Genomic DNA, 21,713 nt, shown 5'->3' with positions numbered 1-21,713 from the left:
CACTGTTGATTTGAAAGCGGAAAATATAATGAAGAGTAATGGGGAAGAGGGTGTGTACATTATCATTAATCATACCTGAAATAAGTTTCATCTCTTTTCTGCATGAATACTAATCCCCAACGTCCCCATTGGAGCCTTGATCCCCATCTGAATAATGGTTTTCAGAAGAGTATTCCCTTTCATAGGAGTTGGTTTTGTCATGATGATCATTACTTTTAACATTTTGGTTTCCATTTCCACCGCCGGGGAAAAATAAAAGGGCTACGATAATTGCTACAATCCCCGGGAACTTCTCACCAGTTACGATTAGATAAATGCCATCCAAGAAAAAGAGGCCGCTAATCACTTTTAAAATTACCCTCAAAGTTTTCAGTGCCATTCCCCCTAGAAAAAGGCTAAAAATCCCGTATATAAAATGAATATTACCCCTATGGGATATTTATACATTTCCATTTCATTACAAATTAAAACTAAAGGGGAATAAGCAAAAAAGGGTGGAAGAGTCCCAGCCTTCCTTTGGTTGGTCAAGGAGAATACCCGATTAAGAATTAGGCTAGGAATCGACAATTTTTTTAGATATAAAGAAGGACTTTAAAACTAGAAACCGAATTATTATTATGGTAGGAAATTTGCTACCATCACTACACCAATCATCCCCATTTCCATCAACCTTCTTATCAAAATGAACCTTCAAAAAAGGAGTGGTCACGCATACCTTCTTGGTGAACCCAACCATATCGAAACGAATCAGATCTTTTCCTACTTCCCAAATCCACCAATCAAATATTATCGAGAATTTATCAAAAAGCCATTTATCGATGAAGCAGCAAAATAATTTTTCGAAGAAATCTTTTGAAAGGAAGACTAACTAAATGTGCGCAAAAGTAACCAATATCGGTTTAAAAGGACTCGAGGGGTATGTTGTGAATGTGGAGGTCGGGGCATTTGTTGGCAATGATTCAATCAAAATTGTCGGGCTTCCCGATGCGGCTGTGAAAGAATCCAAGCTCCGCATTCTTGCTGCTCTTCGTTCCCTCGGGTATATTCTTTCCAGCCAGAACATCATCATCAATTTATCTCCAGCCGAACAGAAAAAAAGTGGTCCGACATTTGACTTTCCGATGGCCATAAGTGTGCTTTTAAGCCTAAAAGAACTGACTGTCACCATCCCGGAAGAAATCGGTTTTATTGGCGCGCTGTCCCTAGATGGGCTGGTCCAGCCTTTCGAGGGAATGTTAGCCGCCGTGTTAGCCGCCAAAAAGCTTGGCCTGCGGAAGCTTTACCTTCCCTACGATGCAAAACTGCCTTACCTGAAGTTTCCCGAAATGGATCTCATCTTTGTTTCTTCATTAAATGAAGCCATCTCCTATCTCGAAGGCGGATGGCAGCCAACCGTCCATCAGGAGCCTGAGCAACCTGAAACCGAGACAACCTATCTCAATTTTGCACAGATCATCTGCCAGCGCTATGCAAAAAATGCCTTAGAAACAGCAGCCGCAGGTGAGCACCATGTGCTGATTTCCGGACCTCCAGGCTGTGGGAAAAGCTTGCTAGCGGAGTGTTTTCCGACGATTTTACCTGTTTTGACAAGGGATGCCCAACTCGAAATGATTAGCCTCTACCAACTGAGAGGGTATAACATTGCTGCCCCGAAAATGCCTCCATTTCGAAACCCTCACCATTCTGCTTCGTCTGTTTCGATTATTGGCGGAGGAACATTCCCGAAACCGGGAGAAATATCGCTTGCCCATCGAGGAGTCCTGTTTTTAGACAATTAAATTCAGGTGTAAGTGGAAGACGCAAAAGCAGTCTTGTTTTATAAAGGAAAAGGGATGCAGAAGCGTCATTCTACATCCCTTTTCGGATTTACTCATCTTCTTTTTTCTGATTTTTTTGCTGCTCCTGTAAGGCTTTTAGGAGGTCCTGCACATCAATTTTTCCTTCTTTATTTAAGTCAGCCAGAATGCTATCCGGTGTTGGGGCCGGAGATGGATTTGCTGCTGCCACAAGAGTCTGCTGTTTTGGTCTAAAGGCAAAGGTGAAGACTAACAACAGTATGACCAACAGTCCTGAAACGCCATCGACAATATAGAATAAGGTGCGGTAATCGGACCAAAGGATTTTACTGTCGTCGACCTTTTTCTCGGCATTGGTAATATATTGCTTGATTTCTGAATGATTTGGGTATATCCGCTGAACAGCCTCAAATTTGTCTAATGCATTTTTGTAATAGCCGCCCCAATACAATCGCAGTCCTTCTTTATAGAGGGTGTCGGTTTCGCTCTTCGTATTTTTAGCGCCGGCATCATTAACGAATTCCTTCACGGTATTAACCGGAACGGCAAAGTTAAAGCCCTGGACCTCCTGACCATTGACAGTGTCGCCTCTAAAGGTTAATAAACCAACGATTTCTCCCTTTTCATTCACGACTGGTCCGCCGCTATTTCCGTGGGTGGCGGCAGCATTTAGTTGAATCACCGGACTGCCTTGCTTGGTATTTTTTGAAGCGGTGGTGATTTGGCCGGCATTTGTGGTCGAAATTAACGAGGAATCAGGCGATAATAGATCAGAGTCGGCAGCCGCTGGATACCCGCTGACCCAGATATTGTCTTGGTTTTGGATATTATCAGAGTTTCCAAGCGTTAAGGTAGGGAAGTTTTTCCCTTCAATTTTAAGAACAGCAACGTCTTTGCCTTGATTGATAGGGGCGCCGTAAGCTTTAATTTCGCCATCGAGAATATCCCCGCCAGGTAAAATTACTTTTGTCACCATCTGAACGTCTGTGTAGAGGTTATTTTTAGCGAGATAATTTACGACAGCGTTATAATCGTAATGATAAGCAGTGGCGATTTGTTCGGCGAGCTGTTTCATTGCTTCAGTTGCGACATCACCTTTTTCCATCTTGGAGATTTCTACTACATGAGCATTGGTTACAATATAGCCATTTGAACTAATGATCGCACCGGACCCGGATCCGCCAATGACGGATTGATAATTTAATTTTTTTAAATAATCATTGATATCTGTGTTATAGCCGTTATATTGCCAGCTAATAACGGCATAGTTTACAATCCGTACAACAGCCGGACGGATGTACTCTGCTAGCTTTTGCCCGGTCTTTAAATTTCCAGTGGCCGGCTTAATACTCATTAGAAAGAAGGAAGTAACCATAACAGCGATAAGCAGCACACTGATTGGAATCGTAAAAATAGCCCGTTTTTTCAAATAGAAAGCACCCCTTAATGAATTTTTACCTCAGCAATATATTCAGGGGTTGGAAAAATGTAGTTTTGTACACAAAAAAAATAAATGAAAAGCTCGTTGGGGCGCCTGTCACCGTTCGTGGAATTTTTGGTTGTTTTGTGCGTATGGGATGGACATATCTAATTTGTTTTTTTCACTCTATGGAGGTTAAATACTTTAGCGAGACCATTTACATGACCGCGTGCTACATCGTTAATCCAAGCTGGATCCTTCATCTTTGCCAAGTCATCCCCATTGTCAATAAAACCATTTTCCGACAGCATGGCATCCATGTTAGATTCCCGAAGAACGTGGTAGTTTGCTTTCTTCGTACCACGATCGATAAGATCGTTTAATTTAATGACTTCATTATGAATAACCCGCTGAATTTCCGCTGTCCGCGAATGATTAGAAAGAAGATCGTGGATATAATCCTCGTAGCCGGTTCCGTCCCCGAATTTATGTGAACAGCTAAGTAAAAATCAGCACCCCAAGCATTCGCCATATCAGTCCGTTCCTCTAGGGAAACCGTTTGGTCGCCGGTTCTGCTCATTTTGACTGTGGCATTTTTATATTCGTCCTGTAAAATATCGCGAATTCTTGTGGCAATTTTAAGAGTGACATCTTTTTCGGATAAACCATATCTGACTGCTCCCGGGTCACTTCTACCATGACCGGGGTCAACAAATATCTTGACCATATTTATCACCTCTTTATTTTATATGTAAAAGGTCAAACTCCCGCTATAGGTCCATCGTACTGAAAAAAGCAGGTTAAAGTGACAGGCACCGCCCGTGGCGATACCTTTGTACCAACAGAAGATCTCATCGCAAAGCACTACGAAGAATACATTCCTAACCCGACAAATATACATTTAAGCCTAGAAGGCTACCAAATCGTAGCAAAAGAATTCTGGAAAGTGATCGATAAGAGTAAAAATTAACAAATAAAAGAGTGGGCCGACTGATGGCCCACTCTTTTCAATGCCTTAAACCAATATACTTATTTTCATTATAAAACACTAAACTTCTCATCCCGAACATCGCTGATAAACATATGTCCAGGTGCGTGGGTGATCATGATGGTCGGTTTGCTTTGGATGGCAACCGCTTGTGGTGTAACGCCGCAAGCCCAGAACACTGGGATTTCACCAGCTTTAATGGTAACAGAATCGCCAAAGTCAGGCTTAGAAATATCAGCAATGCCAATTTGACTCGGATCACCGATATGAATCGGAGACCCGTGTACAGCTGGGAAACGTGAAGTGATTTGAACGGCGCGAATGGCGTCCTCAGGTTTCATCGGTCGCATGCTGACAACCGTTGGTCCTTCAAACATACCAGCTCTTTCACATGGAATATTCGTCTTATACATCGGAACATTACAATTTTCTTCAATATGACGAACCGGGATTCCGCTTTCCATGAGCGGTGTTTCAAATGTAAAACTGCAGCCAAGTAAAAAGCCAACCATATCGTCTTCCCAATACTCCGTAATATCGGTTACTTCTTCGGTAAAAACACCCTCTTGATAGATACGATATTTAGGAATATCCTTTCGAATATCGGCACCGCGAGCAATTTTACCAGGAATAAAAGACCCAGGTTCCGTTACATCCAGCAGGGGACATGGCTTCGGATTTCGCTGGCAGAACAACAGAAAATCAAACGCATATTCTTTCTTTAAAATCACTAGATTCGCTTGTGTGAATCCTTTTGACATCCCCGCAGTCGGTCCTGTGATCGTTTGATTGCGAATCAGTTCTCTGATTTCAGCTGGAGCCATATTTTCATACCCAACCATTCTATATCCCTTCCTTATCAAACCCTATTTAAAAAGCAATGGAATTTGTTCGATTAATGTATCGATTCCTAAATACCCCATGACAAGTACCACTAATCCGCCTGTTATCGTAAGCCATAGTGGATGTTTATAATCGCCCACTACATTTTTCTTATAGACCCCAATTAACAAGGTTCCTAATGCAATTGGTAAAATCAGTGCATTGAGGGCACCGACTAGAAGTAAAATTTTCACCGGTTTGCCAACCAACGTAAACGTTAAGGTAGAAACTAAGATAAATAAGATAATAATCCAATTGTGATATTTCTCAATCACCGGACTGAAAGAACGAATAAAGGAGACCGAAGTGTAGGCTGCTCCTACAACGGAAGTAATCGCGGCAGCCCACATGATAATACCAAACATACGGTAACCGATTTGCCCTGCAGCCAGCTGGAATACAGAAGCAGGAGGATTTGCTGCATCAATATGAAGTCCCTTTGAGACAACTCCTAGTACAGCTAAGAATAAGGCGACACGCATCAAACCTGTTACAATAATGCCGGTTACAGAACTCTTTGTTACTTCTGGTAAGGCGTCAACCCCTTTGATTCCAGCATCTAACAAACGATGTCCGCCGGCAAAGGTAATGTATCCGCCTACGGTTCCGCCAACCAGCGTTACGATGGCAAAAATGCTGATTTTTTCTGGTGCAACCGTATTGACTATAGCTTCCCCAACAGGAGGAGAGGTGATGAAAGCAACATAAATCATTAAGAGGATCATGATGGCACCGGCAATTTGCGCCACTTTATCCATCGCCTTGCCTGCTTCTTTTACAAGGAAAATAAAAATCGCAAACGCGGCACTAATAATGGCGCCGGTTTTCGGGTCTAGTCCAAGCATCGCATTTAATCCAAGGCCTGCGCCGGCAACATTTCCAATATTAAAGGCAAGACCGCCAATAACAATGATAACCGCTAAAAAAACGCCTAATCCAGGTAAAACCTTATTGGCAATCTCTTGACCGCGCAATCCGGAAACCACAATAATCCGCCAAATATTGATCTGTGCAAAAGCATCTAGAAGTAAGGATAGTAAGATGACAAAGGCAAAACTTGCTGCCAATTGTTGAGTAAATACTGTCGTTTGAGTTAAAAAACCGGGGCCAATTGCGGATGTAGCCATTAAAAAAGCGGCTCCAAGTAAAACACTGTTGCTGACTTTCTTTTTCTTCTTTCCCTTTTCTGTTGCAACATTTTCTTCTACTTCAACTTTTTTCGCGATCATTTCCTTTCCTCCCATTCTATGTGTTGATAGATGATACAGAGATATCGTTTTGTTCTAATGTTTCTTTAATATATTTGGCAAAAGCAAGTGCGTGTTCACCATCACCATGGATGCAAACGGTATCTGCTTTTAATAAAACTTCGGTGTTCTGCTGTGACGTGACTTTGCCTTCTGTCACCATTTTGATGACCTGTGCGACCGAGTGTTCTTTATTTGTTATTAAGGCATCCGGCTGCGACCTAGAGGTTAACGTACCATCCGACTGATAAGTTCGGTCAGCGAAAACTTCATGTGCGGTGGTAAGGCCAAGATTTTCTCCAGCTTTCACCAATTCACTTCCGGCAAGGCCGAATAAAACCAATTCAGGGGAAACATCATAGACCGCTTGGGCGATGGCCTCTGCGAGCTTGGCATCTTTTGCTGCCATATTGTAAAGTGCCCCGTGCGGTTTTACATGCTGCATACCCTCGTTACACACGGATAAAAATCCTTGAAGAGCCCCAATTTGATAGACAACCATGTCATAGGCTTCCTGTGGTGAGATCTTCATTTCACGGCGACCAAAGCCATTTAAATCAGGCAGTCCAGGATGCGCACCGATTTTTACCTGATTTTCAATTGCTAGCTTGACCGTTTCTCTCATGACACTAGGGTCACCGGCGTGAAAACCGCAGGCAATATTTGCGGACGTTACATATTTTAAAATTTCTTTCTGTTCAGCTAAGCGATATCTGCCAAAACTTTCTCCAATATCGCAATTTAAATCTACCTTAAACACCATGTTAACCTCCTTTTATTTTTTGATGGAACCTTCAAACCCTACTTTTATAAAGCGTTTTCATTTAAAAATTGGAGTTTAGTTCCGAATTAAGGAATTGAAGTTTTGAAATTTAAATTCATTCTATCATAAAATAAAAAATCTGAGTAGACAGAAATCAGGAATTTTCTAAAAATATAAATATAATTAATTTTTATACAATAAACAGCTTGTTTTTTGAATTCTGAATATTATAATGATCATATATCCGTTTTTTAAAACATAAGTTCCGAATAACGAAACTAGTCGGAGGTTTTTACATGTGTTCTCTTATAAATGAAACCGTCATCAAACCTTTAGGTGATTCGGCTCTGATTGTACAGTTTGGAGACGAAATCAACCCGGTCATTCATCAAAAAGTTCAAGCGTTCTCAGCATTGCTAAACAATCACCCATTTAAGGGTTTTGTGGAGTCGGTGCCTGCTTTTACGAATATAACCATCTATTACAATCCGGTGATTGTCCATCATTCCATCGTGACTACCCAACCCATGACTCCATTTCAAAAAGTGAGTGCAAAGCTCAATGAATTACTACAGCAAATGGATGATCAGCAGGTTTTTGAGGGTAGACTGGTGGAAATTCCTGTCCTCTATGGAGGAGAATATGGTCCGGATTTAGAGTATGTAGCCTCGTTTCATAAGATAACAACTGAAGAAGTGATCAGAATCCATACCGAAAGCGAATGTCTAGTTTATATGATTGGATTTGCTCCAGGGTTTCCGTTTATGGGGGGAATGGACGAGCGAATTGCAACGCCCCGAAGAAAAAGCCCAAGAACGGCGATTGTACCCGGTTCAGTTGGAATCGCCGGAAAGCAAACGGGCATATATTCGCTGGAAACCCCTGGCGGCTGGCAAATTATTGGCCGTACGCCGCTTAAATTATTTCGTCCTGATTTGAATCCTCCAACCCTACTAAAAGCGGGAGATAAGATCAAATTTTTCTCGATTTCTCCGGAGGAATATAACTCATATAAGGAGGGGAGCCGATGACGGTAAAAATACTTCACCCAGGATTGTTAACCACCATTCAGGATTTAGGAAGATATGGGTCGCAAAAATATGGTGTTATTGTCAGCGGTGCAATGGATTCCTACTCCTTGAGGGCTGCAAATTTGCTCGTCGGAAATAAAGAAAATGAAGGTGCCCTGGAAGTCACATTATTTGGTACCTCCCTTTTGTTTGAGGAAGATCGGGTCATTGCGATAACTGGCGGGGATTTACAGGCAGTGATTGATGAAAAAAAAGCTCCAACATGGCGACCGATTTTGATAAGAAAAGGCTCTGTTTTACAATTTAAATCCGCTATCAATGGGTGCCGGGCCTATGTTGCTTTTGCTGGCGGTATGGCTGTTCCCGAAGTAATGGGCAGCAGAAGCACCTATCTTCGCGCAGGAATTGGCGGATTTAAGGGCAGGGCCTTGCAAAAAGAGGATGTTCTTGGGTTCGGTGAAATGAATGAACTCAATCAATCGATAGTAACAAAGCTTGAACAAACGGAAAGAAATCCAACCTGGTCCATCAATTTTACAAAACTGGTCAATTTGCAGCAAACCCAGACCATCCGTGTCATTCGGGGCACAGAGTTTAACCTTTTTAATGAAAAAAGTAGGAGAGGCCTGTTTGATGAACCGTTTAGGCTAACGATCCAATCCGATCGGATGGGCTATCGAATCGAAGGTCCTCATCTTTCTTTAGAAAAGCAATTTGAATTATTGTCTGAAGGGGTAACGTTTGGAACGATTCAAGTACCGCCAAACGGAAACCCAATTGTCCTAATGGCAGACCGGCAGACCACTGGGGGCTATCCCAAAATAGGACAGATTATTTCCGTTGATTTATCAAGCATGGGTCAACTGCAGCCGAATGCTGTTATCCAATTAAAAGAAATTTCCCATGAAGAAGCGGAAAAAGAACTATTGGCGAAGGAAAAAATCATCAATGAAATAAAAGTAGGAATCCGCTTTAAAATACTTGGATGAGAGGAAAATAAATCATGAAATTGAACGAACTGAAGGAACTAATCGAAGTACTCAATCGATCTTCTTTGGATATTTTAAAGGTAGAGAATCAGGATATCAAATTATACTTTCAAAAACACAATGCCACAAATGTAACCATTGATGTGAATGAGCAGATTACGTCAACAGCTGAGTCTGCAACAGCCGAACCGGAACCAGAAAAACCTGCTGCAAAAAAAGAGGATGGTTTTCACCAAATCAAGTCTCCCATGATCGGCGCGTTTTATTCCCGTTCCAATCCGGAGGCAGAATCCTTTGTACAAGTAGGGTCGGTGATTGAAAAAAATCAAACGGTATGTGTTTTGGAAGCTATGAAACTATTTAATGAAGTGGTCTCAGATGTTGCGGGAGAAATCGTTGAAATATTAGTAGAAGATGGACAAATTATTGAATTTGGACAACCTTTGTTTTTAGTGAAGGTTGGTGGCTGATTTGCTGAAAAAAGTCCTCATAGCTAATCGCGGGGAAATCGCTGTCCGAATTATTCGTGCCTGCAAGGAAATGGACATTAGAACGGTTGCTGTTTATTCAGAAGCAGATCGAGAGGCGCTCCATGTGAAGCTTGCTGATGAAGCATATTGTATAGGAAGAGCCCCTTCAAAAGAAAGCTATTTAAATATGGAGCATATTCTCGGTATTGCTACCTTAACAAAGGTAGATGGAATCCATCCAGGGTATGGATTTCTCGCGGAAAATGCTGATTTTGCCGAGTTTTGCCGCAAGTGCGACATTGAATTTATCGGACCCTCTCCAGAATCGATTCGAAAAATGGGCATCAAGGATGTCGCGAGAGACACGATGAAAACAGCCGGTGTCCCGATTGTACCTGGTTCAACTGGAACGATAAAACAGATTGCGGAAGGTTTAGAGATTGCTAGAAAAATAGGTTTTCCGGTTATTATAAAAGCAACGGCGGGCGGGGGCGGAAAAGGAATCCGTGTCGCCTACAACGAGGAAGAATTAAAAAAGGGAATAGAAATGACCCAGCAAGAAGCGAAAACGGCATTCGGGAATCCGGAAGTGTATCTAGAGAAATTTATTGAAGATTTTCGTCATATTGAAATTCAAGTCCTCGCAGATTCTTACGGAAATGTCATTCACTTAGGGGAACGGGATTGTACGATTCAGCGGAGAATGCAAAAACTTGTAGAAGAAACCCCATCGCCAGCCCTTTCGGAGAAAACCCGAGAAATGATGGGAGAGGCGGCTGTTCAAGCAGCAAAAGCGGTTGATTATGTCGGGGCGGGAACGGTTGAATTTATTTATGATTATAAGGAAGATCGCTTCTATTTTATGGAGATGAATACCCGGATTCAGGTAGAACATCCGGTCACAGAGATGGTTACAGGTATTGATTTGATTCAAGCACAAATTCGTATTGCATCAGGCGAGCCGCTTGGGATGACGCAAGCGGATGTTACCCTCAACGGCTGGGCAATTGAATGCAGAATTAATGCTGAAAATCCCGTCCAAAATTTCATGCCTTCACCAGGTAAAATAGGAGAATATCGATTGCCGGGCGGTTTTGGTGTACGGGTTGATTCTGCTATTTATGCAGGCTATCAAATCCCGCCATTCTATGATTCAATGGCGGCAAAATTAATTGTCCATGCTTGTACCAGAAACGAAGCAATAAAGAAAATGCTTCGTGCCTTAGATGAGTTTACGGTAAAAGGCGTGGCCACAACGATTCCATTCCATCAAGCACTGCTAAAAAATGAGGTCTTTACCAGCGGCGAATTTAATACGAATTTTCTTGAAACCTATCCATTAGAGATCGTAGAAGGTTAAGGAAGCAGGACACAATAAACTCTAAAAAACATCCTCTATTCTCCTGAAACCCAGGTATATAGAGGATGTTTTTTACGTCTGACTATATCCTAACCGCTTGGAAATTTCTTCTGTCGCTGCCTTTAGTTTTTCGGCAAAAATAGAGATGTTTTCGTTTTGATAATTTGCCTCAATCCCCGCAACACTCATACCGGCAATGACGTCACCTTTATGGTCAAATATGGGTGCCGCAATGGCTGCTGTGTGATCCTCTAATTCCGAATAACTAATTGTATACCCATTTTCTTGCGCTTGGCGAATGGAGCTAAACAGCTCATCCTTATCGATAATGGTTCCCTTTGCAAAAGAATTCAACTCAGCTGAATCCAAGTAGGTTTGAATTTCTTGCTGGGGTAAAAAAGATAAAATCGCACGAGCACAAGCACCCGCATACAAGGGGCTTCTTCTGCCAATGGCTGTATATAATCGAACCTTTTGGTTTGTATCAATTTTTTCAATATAGATTGCCTCGTCTCCTTGTTTGACGATGAGGTTGATCGCTTCCCCTACATCATCATGTAGCTCTTGCATAATCGGATAGGCAATTTTTCGGATATCGAGTCTGGATGAAACAAGATGACCGAACTTAAGAAAGAGCAACCCTAAACGGTATTTGTTATCCGGTCCCTTTTCTAAAAACTCCATTTCTTCTAAAGACATTAACATTCGATAAACGGAAGTTTTCGGAATCCCTGACAGATCAATCATTTCTTGAAAGGTTAATGCCGCACGGTCTTTAAATAAATTTAAAATATCCATTGAACGGACAACCGTTTTATTTTTATGATTCATCGTTTATCTCCCTCTAAAAATAAAGCTTTTCCTATTATAATATCAAATTTTTAGGAGGGATTGTAGGTAGATTCATTAATATTCGTTATGTTGACTCATATGCTAAAATATACGTCTTAGGTCTTAGTCTTTTTTACATTTCCAGGTCAATGGAAAGCAGGATTTTTTTCGTGTATTGTTGAAATATGGAAGAGCAGCACTTGATTCCATGTGAATTTTACAATAAAAATGAAACAAACCATCCACATCTCTCGTATGATTAAAGAGGACTATTAAAGTCAGGAGTCGATTTATCATGAACCCTATCCTTTCGTTGATTATTCGATCGTTGGTAGCCGTACCAATGACAGTTATTGTTTGGTTGATTAGCTTTTTTCCGTTCAATCAACCCTTCTTGCTTTCCAGTGCATTTGCCATTGCTGCCGGAGTCATCATCCATTTATTCCTTGGCTTATATATGCAAACGAAGTTTTTGAAAAAACATCGCCTTACCCGAAAAGAATATCTTTATATTATGAAAAATTTATCGGAGGCTAAGCGAAAAATCCGCCGTTTGAACAAGGCGCTTTTTGGCGTCCGCGATATTGCTTCCGTTAAACAAAGAATTGAAATTATCCGGATTTCAAAAAAAATATTTAAAATCACCATGAAGGAACCAAAGCGTTTTTATAAAGCGGAGCCCTTTTATTTTTCCCATCTTGATTCTGTGGTAGAGCTCTCTGAAACCTACGGATTCCTCTCCACGCAGCCGAAAAAGAATACGGAACTCGAACGATCGTTAGCCGAGACGAGGAAAACGGTAAATGAATTAAACAAAACGTTGGAAGAGGATTTGTATAAGCTGATTTCCGATGATATCGATCATTTGAATTTCGAAATTGATGTGGCAAAGCATACGATTAAGAAAGAAAAAGAAGCAAAATTCCATGAAGAAAACAGGTGGTTGAAGTGAACGAAAACAATGTAAATAAACAGGGGAATTTATTGGACGATATTCTGGCGGATCCGTTTGGTGATCTGGAAGCTGCCCAAGTGCCGAAACCTGCACTTCAGAAGGTCCAGTCAGACGACAGGCCGGTAAAACTAATTGATGTAATCCCCGAAGAAAATCGGGCAAGGGCTTATCAGATTGCCGAGCAAATAGACCCAACCAACCACCAGGCAATGATTTTATATGGAACGCAGGCACAGGGGAAGCTGTTATCCTTCTCCCATACGATGCTTGAGCACGTCCAAAAGAAGGATGTCGGCGAAATCGGCGAGATCATTAATGATCTAATGAAGCACCTAAACCAGGTAAATCCGGATGAACTAAAGGAGGGCAAGCCGTCCTTTTTTGCCCGTATGTTCGGAAAAATTTCAGGCTCGATGCAAGAGGTGCTATCCAAATATCAAAAAACAGGTGCGCAGATAGACCGAATCACCGTAAAACTAGAACGCAGCAAAAATGTACTGATGTCCGATATCAAATTGCTCGAGCAGCTTTACGAGACGAATAAAGAATACTTTCATGCGTTAAATGTGTACATTGCTGCTGGGGAAATCAAGCTCGAAGAAATGCATGAAAAAAGCATTCCACAGCTTCGGAAAACAGCAGAAGCAACCAATGATCAGATGAAATTCCAAGAGGTAAATGATATGCTCCAATTTGCTGATCGTTTGGATAAACGCTTATACGATTTGAAGTTGAGCCGCGAAATTACGATACAAAGTGCACCGCAAATCCGGCTGATTCAAAATACAAACCAAGCCCTTGTGGAAAAAATCCAGTCCTCGATTGTGACGGCCATTCCACTATGGAAAAATCAAGTGGCGATTGCCTTGACGTTAATCAGACAGCGCCATGCCGTTGAGGCACAAAAACAGGTTTCAAAGACAACCAACGAGCTATTATTAAAAAATGCCGAAATGCTGAAAACCAATACAATTGAAACCGCCAAGGAAAATGAACGCGGTCTCGTAGATATCGAAACCTTAAAGAAAACGCAAGAAAGCCTCATCACCACACTTGAAGAAACTATGCGCATTCAAGAAGAAGGGCGAAACAAACGTCGCATCGCCGAACAAGAACTTGCCGCGATGGAAAATGACCTAAGACTAAAACTCCTCGAAATCAAGGGGAAATAACCTGCGACAAAAATCGGGTGGTGTCTGGCACCACCCGACTTTTTGTCGAATCCCTCTATTTGTTTACTGGTGTTGCATTATAGTATTCTTCCAAGCTAATTCCCTTGCTCATAATTTTGGTGGCAATTTCTTTGCCCACATAACGGATATGCCAAGGTTCGTATTGGTAGCCAGTAATCGAGTCCTTCCCTTTAGGGTAACGGATAATAAAGCCGTACTCTGCCACATGCTTCTCTAGCCAAACGGCTTCTTTTGTTCCACCGAAGCAATCGGAAGCAGCACATCTTCCATCTCCCCCCGTCACATCAATAGCAAGCCCTGTTTCATGCTCGCTCGTGCCCGGCAGCGCACTGTAGGTCCGAGCCTTTTCGTAGCCATCTCGTTTCACATAGGTATTAAAAAGAGCAACTTGAGTGGCGTGTGAACGGTAGGCCGACACACCTAAAAACGTCAACCCATCCTTCTTCGCCCCGTCAAACAGCTTTTGCAGTGCATCCGCTGCTTCCTTACGCATTTTCCGCTTATCAGAATTTTCCGGCGCCCCGACAAAATCTACTTTCGTAAAAACTAAGTCTTTAGGATTATAGTTATCCGGCAGTTTATTTTGCTTATTCACTAGAACCGGAATGCTCTCTGGATTTGAAACCGTTTGGATGCTATCGCCCTTCGGTTTTTTTGTGCTTTCTGATTCTTGGCTTGTCCCATTATTTGAATTGGACTTTGGAGGAGTTGTTTGCTCCGTCTTTGGCGGATTTGTTTCCTTTGAATTTTGTTCTGCATTCTGACCGAATGATCCACAGCCTGCTAAAGAAACGGTTAGAAAAAGACTACATACTCCTGCTGACAATAATTTAAACATCTCAAAACTTCCTTTTTTATAAAATAGTACAAGTGATCCTGCATGAATGCCCTCTATGCTTTTGACGAAAATAATATGACGAAGTTACCACATTATATATCGAATATTTGTAACAGGGAAGACAACCTATAGAATAACAAAAAAACATCTGAGTTTAAATGGAAAATTCGACTCAAAAATAGAATATATCCTACGCAAAAGACCGGGTCCAAGACCTCATTTCCTTTGTCCTTTTTATAAAATTTGGTATCATGAGGTTGGACGATTTTGCCAGTAGATACAATTTGGAGGCTTATATGGAGAAAATTAAGGTAATGACCGTATTTGGTACAAGGCCTGAGGCTATTAAAATGGCTCCACTTGTCAAGGAACTAGAAAAAAACCATGAACAAATCCAATCGATTGTGACGGTAACAGCACAGCACCGGGAAATGCTGGACCAGGTTTTACATATTTTTCAGATTACTCCTGATTACGATTTAAACATTATGAAAGCGAGGCAATCGCTGCTTGATGTGACAACGCGCAGTTTAGAAGGCTTAAATGAGGTATTCCAGAACGTGAGGCCGGATATTGTACTCGTACATGGCGATACAACCACCACTTTTGTTGCCAGCCTTGCTGCTTTTTATCATTCGATTCCCATTGGCCACGTCGAGGCCGGGCTACGCACGAGGAATAAATATTCGCCTTATCCCGAGGAAATGAACCGTCAGCTGACGGGAGTCTTGGCTGACCTGCATTTTGCGCCGACAGCCCAATCCAAACAAAATCTTTTAATTGAAAATAAAAAGGAAGAATCTATTTTTGTTACCGGGAATACAGCCATTGATGCACTTAGCACTACGGTGAAAAAAGATTACTCCCATCCGGTACTGGATCAACTAGGAAGCAGCCGTTTAGTGTTAATGACGGCCCATCGCCGTGAAAATACCGGTAAACCAATGGAAAATATGTTTACCGCCATCAGAAGACTAGTTGAAAAGCACGAGGATATCCAGGTTGTCTATCCGGTGCATATGAATCCGGTTGTTCGTGAAATTGCCGGTCGGATCCTTGGGGAGAATAATCGAATTCACTTAATTGAACCACTAGATGTGATTGATTTCCATAATTTTGCGTCAAGAGCGTACTTAATTTTAACCGATTCAGGTGGCGTTCAGGAAGAGGCACCATCATTAGGCGTGCCGGTTCTTGTTTTACGAGACACAACCGAGCGTCCGGAGGGTGTCGCGGCAGGAACCTTAAAGCTTGCCGGAACCGAAGAGGAAACAATTTTTCAACTTGCCGATGAACTTTTAACTGACCAGCAGGCCCATGATAAAATGGCGAAGGCGTCAAATCCATATGGAGACGGCCATGCCTCCGAACGAATTGTCGAGGCAATTCTTTATCATTTTGGTGTTAAAAAGGAAAGGCCGGCTAGCATTGGTGAAAAATAATTAGAAGCTGTTTCAAAAAGCCACTAATGTAGCTTTTTGAAACAGCCTTTTTTTTGAAAAGACTAGATAGGCGCGACAAAAATATTGTTCAGAGTAGTCAAACTGTCGCTAATAGCCTCGATAGGCGACAAAAATGCTGCAGAGAGTAGTCAAACTGTCGCCAATAGCCTCGATAGGCGACAAAAATGCTGCAGAGAGTAGTCAAACTGTCGCCAATAGCCTCGATAGGCGACAAAAATGCTGCAGAGAGTAGTCAAACTGTCGCCAATAGCCTCGATAGGCGACAAAAATGCTGCAGAGAGTAGTCAACCTGTCGCCAATAGCCCCGATAGGCGACAAAAATGCTGTAGAGAGTAGTCAAACTGTCGCCAATGGCCTCGATAGGTGACAAAATTGCTGCTAGGAGTAGTCAAACTGTCGCCAATGATCACTTGCGCAGATAAAATTACTTTTATCGCAGATAAGCGGTCTATCTGCGCAGATAAAATTTAAATTTTACTTTAATTTGTGACCAATTGCTATGATATCACCATTTAAGATGATTAACCAAAGACTAAAACCCTAAATAGAGAGGGGATTTTTTATGAAATTACTAAAAATCCACCATGTTGCCATCATTTGTTCAGACTATGAAAAAAGGAAGGTATTATTGGCATTTATTCCAATACCGCCACAATGAATTGCTTCAGCAGTACTGTCTCTGCGAGGAGTTAAAATCAAAATTGAAGGTCAAAGCGACCTACCACAATAGTAAAGCCATTGAACTGGCGCACTAATGTGATGAATCTTGATGATGACAAAAAGCCTGGGAAATTTCCCTAGGCTTTCATTATGGTTATTTTAAAATTAAATTTTCGACTATGAGAATTGTCCAGCACCAGCACCCGTAAATGGACTGCTTCCGCTTTTTCAATTAAAAATCAAACTTCTGGACAAAATTGCAGCTTGAGCAAGCCCGCCAATTTTTCGACAACATCTGATACATAAAGAAGGCCGGCCCAGTGGACCAGCCTTCTTTCGCTATATTTTGGGGGAGGGGTTAATAAACTAATTTTCAAGCTTCTGCACCTACTTATTAATGTTTAGCTACATCAGGTTGTGCAGGCAGCTTACCATCTTTAGTGACAACTAATTTAGCAATTGAACCTTTCATCGCCTGATCAAATTGGTGAGACAATACGGAGTAAGTTCCTTCTTCTACTACGGTAAATTCAACTACTGCCCCGCCGCTGGCAGGAATCATGACGGATTGCATTCCTTTAAGGTGGTTATAAGGGTTACCATCAAGATATACATCATCTAAAACTGTACCAACAATGTGGAAGGAAACAGGTTGTGACATACCCACATTTTCAAAGTATATACGAACCTTATCGCCAACTTTAGCAACGAATGGAGTATCGCCAACTTTACCATTTGCTAATTCACGAACACTCATCGTATAATGAGAAGGATTACCTTGCTTCATATCTTCAGCATTACCACTATCAAACCATTCGTTATTAATGACAACAAACTCTTTATCTACTTTGTTAGGATAAGGGTTAGCATTATCCTTAACAATGATTGTACCAACCATACCATTCGCAATATGCATCATAACAGGAGCAGTACCACAGTGATACATAAATACTCCAACATCACTTGCTTTATAAGTGAATGTACTTTTATCATTCGGTTTAACATCAGCAAAATTTTTGGTAGGTGAAGTATGCACAGCATGGAAGTCCATTGAGTGCATGACAGTTGGGTCATGATTCTCTAATGTAAAGTGAATCGTATCACCTTTATTCACAACAATTACAGGACCAGGCGCTTGACCATTGTATGTCCAAGCTTTATATAATACATCGGGTGCTACTTGTACATCCGTAACAGTTGAGGTCATGGTTACATTAACCTCATGCTCACCAATACGTTCAACTTTAGCAGGTGTAGCTTTTTCGTTAATTTTCTTTTGAGTAGGTAGAATCGTATTTTCATTCACATATTTACCATGTTTCATATTACTCATACCTGCCATATTATCATGGTTAGCAGAAGCATTCGTTTGGGTAGTTTTATTGGCAGTTTTTTCAAGTTTCAAATTTGTTGTATTACAAGCACTTAAGACCAACATAGAAGTCATCATCACCGCTGCAACTTTCCCCACTTTTTTCATTTTAATCTCCTCCATTAAGCTTTATTTTTTTATAAAAAATAATAGTTTTGTATGTCGTTGTTTGTATGACTTTAGCGCCTAATATCCTTGGCTTCTCAGCTTTTCTTGTAATCTGATTACATTTTCATTGTATTCTCGGGGGGATGTGGCACGAGTGATATAGGTCACTTAAAAAGAGGTGCTCAGTGAACAAATTGTGAAATAGTGAGCAAGGTAAACATAGTGAAAAACATAGGTATATTGTTAGTGTGAATAAGCAATATTTAGGTCATTCTAATAGTGTAAATTTGAAAATCCGGAGGAGTCAGCATGAAAAAAGAGCAGGACAATACAAGTGAAGGGCTAAATCAAATATTTGAAGTAATCAATGCAAAAGGGGACACGGGGGAGCTAAAGGAAATCATCGGGGATAACGAGTCAAAACCAAGTGAAGAACAGGATCAAGAATAGGATTAAAAAAATCTTCCCTTTTGGCTAAAAGGGGGGGTTCATTGCTATTTGGGAGGTAACTTCCAATCCAACCATTATATTTCTAACAATTAAGAATCAAAAATGAATAAAATAAGGATAAGGATAGAGATATTTGCCCATCCATATGGTAAGTTATTAGTATTACAATCTAAAAAAGGGGAAAATCTGATGGCACGAAAATGGAAGTGGCTAATTGCCTGTTCCTTCTTTCTTCTTTTCTTAAATGGCGTTGGGATTTTCGCAGTGCATTTTTTCAGCAGATAAGAGGTATAGGATAAATAGGAGAGGGGGCAGGACACATGATGACAACAAATCTAACGGAGCCGCTTTCAAAAAAAATGCTGGCGGCCATCCTTTTCATCACGTTTGGTGCTGAAATTGTTCTGTATTTTATGAGATACAGTTATTTGGCTGGTACTTTATATGATGCCATTATGGTCTCGTCTTTCTTTATTGGCTGGAAATTGAATCGCAGGCTCGCTGACGAAGGATGCGGACGACTGACAAAGCGCCAGCGCACCCTACAATTTACCGGTGCCTTTCTCGTTTTTTTTATTGGGAGCACAATTATCAATATTTATTCGAATATAGTCTTCCCAGCCTTTAACAAGAATTACGATCAATATGTTCAAGTGTACACCGATCCGCAAACTGCCACGGCTGGAGCTTCTTCTGCGCTTTTTTCAGCGATTGATAGTGTTGGCTCCGATTTATATAATGATCTGCTGGCCGGACTTGAAGAGGTTTGGCGCCTAGGTTATATCGTTCTTTTTCTGTTTATTTGCAAAAAGATTTTCCCCCGCCGCTGGGAAAACGGTTCAAGGGACTTATTTATTCTATCCGCGCTCTTTTTTACCTCGATTCTTTTCGGCATCGACCATACATTGGATACCGTCCAAACATGGCCAGTAAGGATTGGCGCGATTGTAACTTTTGCTAATATGGGACTGCTCTTAGGACTCATTCTATTGTGGACACGAAGCCTATGGGTGACGGTTATCGTTCACTCAGTTTACGATATTACGACCACTTTTTCATGGAATTATTTCCATTATGCTGTTGAAACCTTTGCCTTATCCGCCTTTATTCTTCATATTATTCTTTTAAAATTTGAAAAAACACAACAGCAACAATCGATTGAGCTCACAGATTAGGGGATGCCATTATGGCATCCCCGTTTTATTGTCCACCGTACTTGGATATTGATTTGGGTAAAATTAATTTGAATTTTGGAATTTTCCTGATGGGACGTTAAAAGTCCACACTTTTCCATCCTTTGCTTTAAGCTTTATGTTAAAACCATTATAACCAATTATTTTAACCGCTCCATGTTTTTCAGGAGTTTTATATGTTTTTACACCTTGAAACTTTCTGCTTGCTCCATCTATCATAACAATTACAATTCCTTGGGAAGGGTCTTTAATTAAAGAGCCTGCCTCAACTGTTACAATGCGGCCATTCATCTCATTATTTTTAACCGTACTAATCCAGCCGTTTGTAAATTTTATCGTTTGGTCATTAAAAGGGTCTTCAATATGATTCAATAGTTGAGTCGTCACTTCACGGTCGTGTTGAACGACTAGAGGACCATTTTTACTATCCTTTTTCGTGATATTGTCATTTTTGGCACGTAGTTTATTAATATCTTTCCGTTCTTGTATTTCTTTTTTTTCTTTTGGCAATTGGTCATATTTAGAATCAGAGGCAGAAACGTGAAAATAGGTTGATCCAATTCCGCAAAGAATCGTTGCAGTTAAAAGTGTTGTCATAAGTTTTTTTTTCATCTTTCTTCATCCTTTCTGTATGTTCTTTTTTAATTTTCGGCCCTCGCAGCTTGCGCTTTTCTTAATGCCATTTAATATCTGTTGATAAAATGACGGACTCGGCTGTTTTCGGGTCACTATTCAATTCATTATATAATTGGTTCCAGCCTTGCGAAGGATTATTATCAAGTGAATAGTTGCATCCGGATTGCTGGCAGGCACCATATTGGGTTAACTCGCCTGAAAAATCCATATAAGCATTATGTGTAACTACAGAGTATTTGTTAATATTTTGCCACTGCTCCGCCATATGTCCGCTATTGTCATATATTTGCGGAATTGGTCTTGCTGGGGCTGCTCCCCATGAAATATAGTAAAGATCTTCATAATCCCAGCCGTTATTGCATGAATAGTTAATCGTTCCGGAATTCGTATTGGAATGATAGCAGCCATCGGCACTGCCATAATTATATAGCGAATAGTAGTTGGCAGAATCATACCCTTTTACCCAAGCTCGTGTACTGGTTGGATCATCATAGCCAGGTTCCATATCATTTCCGCCATCCACTTCGACTTGATCCGAATAAGAATAAGTGTTGTTATGACTGTTAATGCGGTTAATCATTTTTGCGAAATTCTGTCCGCCTTCATAGGTTACCGTATAAGAATTGTTTGTACCAACGATAATATGTACCATCGAGCTTTTATCGGATCCAGCACCTTTCCAATAACCGTGAGAGTATTCCTCTATGGCCTTTTCTACCTGGTATAAACTCGCATCCGGCATGCCTCGGAGTGATACAGTTGTACTTGACGGCTGTCCTCCAAAGTCAAGAATCACGATACTCCTTTGGGTTCCTGATTTATAATAGTCCGCTCTTCCCTTTTGGTAACCCATGTTATAGAAGGTTCCCGTATCGATTGTATCCATATAATAACTGACAGCGGAAGATGGTGTAGTAGCAGCGCTTACACCTTTAGGCGATGTGATTAGGGAAGCAGATGCCAAAACAATCAGCACACCTAACAAAAACATTCCTTTACTTAGATTCATTCGACAGCAATTTACAAATTTCATTTTTTTTCCCCTTTTTTTGATAGATTCAACACTAA

General features: G+C 41.0%; 21 protein-coding genes and 1 pseudogene. 11 read left to right on the top strand and 11 right to left on the bottom strand.

Annotation, left to right across the window (positions count from 1 at the left end):
* Window positions 1-109: 109 nt before the first annotated feature.
* On the bottom strand, window positions 110-379 hold the full coding sequence (locus J2Y67_RS06435) for a hypothetical protein (protein ID WP_310171940.1): 270 nt from the start codon (window positions 377-379) through the stop codon (window positions 110-112).
* 493 nt (window positions 380-872) lie between these two features.
* On the opposite strand from J2Y67_RS06435, the gene J2Y67_RS06430 reads away from it, so the two are divergent.
* Complete coding sequence (locus J2Y67_RS06430) at window positions 873-1,778, top strand: ATP-binding protein (protein WP_310171938.1); 906 nt, start codon at window positions 873-875, stop codon at window positions 1,776-1,778.
* A gap of 88 nt (window positions 1,779-1,866) precedes the next feature.
* On the opposite strand, the gene J2Y67_RS06425 is transcribed toward J2Y67_RS06430, so the two are convergent.
* Both J2Y67_RS06425 and J2Y67_RS06420 read right to left on the bottom strand, forming a co-directional pair.
* Complete coding sequence (locus J2Y67_RS06425) at window positions 1,867-3,225, bottom strand: S1C family serine protease (RefSeq protein WP_310171936.1); 1,359 nt, start codon at window positions 3,223-3,225, stop codon at window positions 1,867-1,869.
* 182 nt (window positions 3,226-3,407) lie between these two features.
* Window positions 3,408-3,943 (bottom strand): annotated as a pseudogene (locus tag J2Y67_RS06420) (N-acetylmuramoyl-L-alanine amidase family protein); the annotation flags it as partial.
* A 78-nt stretch (window positions 3,944-4,021) separates the two neighbouring features.
* On the opposite strand from J2Y67_RS06420, the gene J2Y67_RS06415 reads away from it, so the two are divergent.
* On the top strand, window positions 4,022-4,186 hold the full coding sequence (locus tag J2Y67_RS06415; RefSeq protein WP_310171935.1) for a hypothetical protein: 165 nt from the start codon (window positions 4,022-4,024) through the stop codon (window positions 4,184-4,186).
* A gap of 68 nt (window positions 4,187-4,254) precedes the next feature.
* Here the strand turns inward: J2Y67_RS06415 and J2Y67_RS06410 are convergent, their stop codons facing one another.
* From J2Y67_RS06410 to J2Y67_RS06400, 3 genes are read right to left on the bottom strand one after another with little or no spacing between them, the layout of a single operon-like run.
* Window positions 4,255-5,046 (bottom strand): putative hydro-lyase, encoded by a 792-nt coding sequence (locus J2Y67_RS06410; protein WP_310171933.1) that lies wholly within the window; start codon window positions 5,044-5,046, stop codon window positions 4,255-4,257.
* 24 nt (window positions 5,047-5,070) lie between these two features.
* Window positions 5,071-6,315 carry an NRAMP family divalent metal transporter gene (locus J2Y67_RS06405; RefSeq protein ID WP_310171931.1) on the bottom strand — a complete coding sequence of 415 codons (1,245 nt, stop codon included), beginning with the start codon at window positions 6,313-6,315 and terminating at the stop codon, window positions 5,071-5,073.
* A 16-nt stretch (window positions 6,316-6,331) separates the two neighbouring features.
* Window positions 6,332-7,093, bottom strand: coding sequence for a LamB/YcsF family protein (locus tag J2Y67_RS06400; protein ID WP_310171929.1), 762 nt, complete (start codon window positions 7,091-7,093; stop codon window positions 6,332-6,334).
* A gap of 299 nt (window positions 7,094-7,392) precedes the next feature.
* Between J2Y67_RS06400 and pxpB the strand changes: the two genes are divergently transcribed.
* From pxpB to accC, 4 genes are read left to right on the top strand one after another with little or no spacing between them, the layout of a single operon-like run.
* Complete coding sequence (gene pxpB / locus J2Y67_RS06395) at window positions 7,393-8,127, top strand: 5-oxoprolinase subunit PxpB (RefSeq protein WP_310171926.1); 735 nt, start codon at window positions 7,393-7,395, stop codon at window positions 8,125-8,127.
* Window positions 8,124-9,116 (top strand): 5-oxoprolinase subunit C family protein, encoded by a 993-nt coding sequence (locus J2Y67_RS06390; RefSeq protein WP_310171924.1) that lies wholly within the window; start codon window positions 8,124-8,126, stop codon window positions 9,114-9,116. The genes pxpB and J2Y67_RS06390 overlap by 4 nt, the downstream gene beginning before the upstream one ends.
* A 14-nt stretch (window positions 9,117-9,130) precedes the next feature.
* The gene (gene accB / locus J2Y67_RS06385) at window positions 9,131-9,586 is read left to right on the top strand and encodes an acetyl-CoA carboxylase biotin carboxyl carrier protein (RefSeq protein ID WP_310171922.1); all 456 of its coding nucleotides are present in this window, start codon (window positions 9,131-9,133) and stop codon (window positions 9,584-9,586) included.
* A 1-nt stretch (window position 9,587) separates the two neighbouring features.
* On the top strand, window positions 9,588-10,946 hold the full coding sequence (gene accC / locus J2Y67_RS06380; RefSeq protein ID WP_310171920.1) for an acetyl-CoA carboxylase biotin carboxylase subunit: 1,359 nt from the start codon (window positions 9,588-9,590) through the stop codon (window positions 10,944-10,946).
* A gap of 72 nt (window positions 10,947-11,018) precedes the next feature.
* On the opposite strand, the gene J2Y67_RS06375 is transcribed toward accC, so the two are convergent.
* A complete protein-coding gene (locus tag J2Y67_RS06375) occupies window positions 11,019-11,777 on the bottom strand; it encodes an IclR family transcriptional regulator (protein WP_310171917.1) in 759 nt (252 codons plus the stop codon).
* Between the two features lie 295 nt (window positions 11,778-12,072).
* Between J2Y67_RS06375 and J2Y67_RS06370 the strand changes: the two genes are divergently transcribed.
* Both J2Y67_RS06370 and J2Y67_RS06365 read left to right on the top strand, forming a co-directional pair.
* Window positions 12,073-12,729 (top strand): 5-bromo-4-chloroindolyl phosphate hydrolysis family protein, encoded by a 657-nt coding sequence (locus J2Y67_RS06370; protein ID WP_310171916.1) that lies wholly within the window; start codon window positions 12,073-12,075, stop codon window positions 12,727-12,729.
* Window positions 12,726-13,904, top strand: coding sequence for a toxic anion resistance protein (locus tag J2Y67_RS06365; RefSeq protein ID WP_310171914.1), 1,179 nt, complete (start codon window positions 12,726-12,728; stop codon window positions 13,902-13,904). Before J2Y67_RS06370 ends, J2Y67_RS06365 begins: the two co-directional genes overlap by 4 nt.
* Window positions 13,905-13,959: 55 nt before the next feature.
* Here J2Y67_RS06365 and J2Y67_RS06360 read toward each other — a convergent pair whose 3' ends face one another.
* Window positions 13,960-14,763, bottom strand: a complete 804-nt coding sequence (locus tag J2Y67_RS06360; protein ID WP_310171912.1) for a M15 family metallopeptidase — start codon at window positions 14,761-14,763, stop codon at window positions 13,960-13,962.
* A gap of 296 nt (window positions 14,764-15,059) precedes the next feature.
* On the opposite strand from J2Y67_RS06360, the gene wecB reads away from it, so the two are divergent.
* Complete coding sequence (gene wecB, locus J2Y67_RS06355) at window positions 15,060-16,205, top strand: non-hydrolyzing UDP-N-acetylglucosamine 2-epimerase (RefSeq protein WP_310171910.1); 1,146 nt, start codon at window positions 15,060-15,062, stop codon at window positions 16,203-16,205.
* Between the two features lie 1,075 nt (window positions 16,206-17,280).
* Here wecB and J2Y67_RS06350 read toward each other — a convergent pair.
* Window positions 17,281-18,366: a multicopper oxidase domain-containing protein gene (locus J2Y67_RS06350; protein ID WP_310171908.1), complete on the bottom strand. Its 1,086-nt coding sequence runs from the start codon at window positions 18,364-18,366 to the stop codon at window positions 17,281-17,283.
* A 309-nt stretch (window positions 18,367-18,675) separates the two neighbouring features.
* Here J2Y67_RS06350 and J2Y67_RS06345 point away from each other — a divergent pair, with 309 nt between their 5' ends.
* Window positions 18,676-18,816: a hypothetical protein gene (locus J2Y67_RS06345; RefSeq protein ID WP_310171905.1), complete on the top strand. Its 141-nt coding sequence runs from the start codon at window positions 18,676-18,678 to the stop codon at window positions 18,814-18,816.
* Between the two features lie 320 nt (window positions 18,817-19,136).
* On the top strand, window positions 19,137-19,991 hold the full coding sequence (locus tag J2Y67_RS06340; protein ID WP_310171903.1) for a CPBP family glutamic-type intramembrane protease: 855 nt from the start codon (window positions 19,137-19,139) through the stop codon (window positions 19,989-19,991).
* Between the two features lie 63 nt (window positions 19,992-20,054).
* Here J2Y67_RS06340 and J2Y67_RS06335 read toward each other — a convergent pair whose 3' ends face one another.
* Together J2Y67_RS06335 and J2Y67_RS06330 are read right to left on the bottom strand one after the other, a co-directional pair.
* The gene (locus J2Y67_RS06335; protein ID WP_310171901.1) at window positions 20,055-20,621 is read right to left on the bottom strand and encodes a hypothetical protein; all 567 of its coding nucleotides are present in this window, start codon (window positions 20,619-20,621) and stop codon (window positions 20,055-20,057) included.
* Window positions 20,622-20,682: 61 nt separating this feature from the next.
* A complete protein-coding gene (locus J2Y67_RS06330) occupies window positions 20,683-21,678 on the bottom strand; it encodes a hypothetical protein (protein ID WP_310171899.1) in 996 nt (331 codons plus the stop codon).
* Between the last annotated feature and the right edge of the window lie 35 nt (window positions 21,679-21,713).

Origin of the sequence: Neobacillus niacini (assembly GCF_031456445.1) — a bacterium.
GTDB classification, from domain to species: domain Bacteria; phylum Bacillota; class Bacilli; order Bacillales; family Cytobacillaceae; genus Neobacillus; species Neobacillus niacini_I.
The sequence above is the reverse complement of the archived record's forward strand: the minus strand, read 5'-3'. Positions and strand labels throughout refer to the sequence as shown.

Coding starts and splice junctions, on each gene's coding strand:
- J2Y67_RS06435 (WP_310171940.1), bottom strand. CDS start 379: ATGGCACTGAAAACTTTGAGGGTAATTTTAAAAGTGATTAGCGGCCTC.
- J2Y67_RS06430 (WP_310171938.1), top strand. CDS start 873: ATGTGCGCAAAAGTAACCAATATCGGTTTAAAAGGACTCGAGGGGTAT.
- J2Y67_RS06410 (WP_310171933.1), bottom strand. CDS start 5,046: ATGGTTGGGTATGAAAATATGGCTCCAGCTGAAATCAGAGAACTGATT.
- J2Y67_RS06405 (WP_310171931.1), bottom strand. CDS start 6,315: ATGATCGCGAAAAAAGTTGAAGTAGAAGAAAATGTTGCAACAGAAAAG.
- pxpB (WP_310171926.1), top strand. CDS start 7,393: ATGTGTTCTCTTATAAATGAAACCGTCATCAAACCTTTAGGTGATTCG.
- J2Y67_RS06390 (WP_310171924.1), top strand. CDS start 8,124: ATGACGGTAAAAATACTTCACCCAGGATTGTTAACCACCATTCAGGAT.
- accB (WP_310171922.1), top strand. CDS start 9,131: ATGAAATTGAACGAACTGAAGGAACTAATCGAAGTACTCAATCGATCT.
- J2Y67_RS06375 (WP_310171917.1), bottom strand. CDS start 11,777: ATGAATCATAAAAATAAAACGGTTGTCCGTTCAATGGATATTTTAAAT.
- J2Y67_RS06370 (WP_310171916.1), top strand. CDS start 12,073: ATGAACCCTATCCTTTCGTTGATTATTCGATCGTTGGTAGCCGTACCA.
- J2Y67_RS06360 (WP_310171912.1), bottom strand. CDS start 14,763: ATGTTTAAATTATTGTCAGCAGGAGTATGTAGTCTTTTTCTAACCGTT.
- wecB (WP_310171910.1), top strand. CDS start 15,060: ATGGAGAAAATTAAGGTAATGACCGTATTTGGTACAAGGCCTGAGGCT.
- J2Y67_RS06350 (WP_310171908.1), bottom strand. CDS start 18,366: ATGAAAAAAGTGGGGAAAGTTGCAGCGGTGATGATGACTTCTATGTTG.
- J2Y67_RS06345 (WP_310171905.1), top strand. CDS start 18,676: ATGAAAAAAGAGCAGGACAATACAAGTGAAGGGCTAAATCAAATATTT.
- J2Y67_RS06340 (WP_310171903.1), top strand. CDS start 19,137: ATGATGACAACAAATCTAACGGAGCCGCTTTCAAAAAAAATGCTGGCG.
- J2Y67_RS06335 (WP_310171901.1), bottom strand. CDS start 20,621: ATGAAAAAAAAACTTATGACAACACTTTTAACTGCAACGATTCTTTGC.
- J2Y67_RS06330 (WP_310171899.1), bottom strand. CDS start 21,678: ATGAAATTTGTAAATTGCTGTCGAATGAATCTAAGTAAAGGAATGTTT.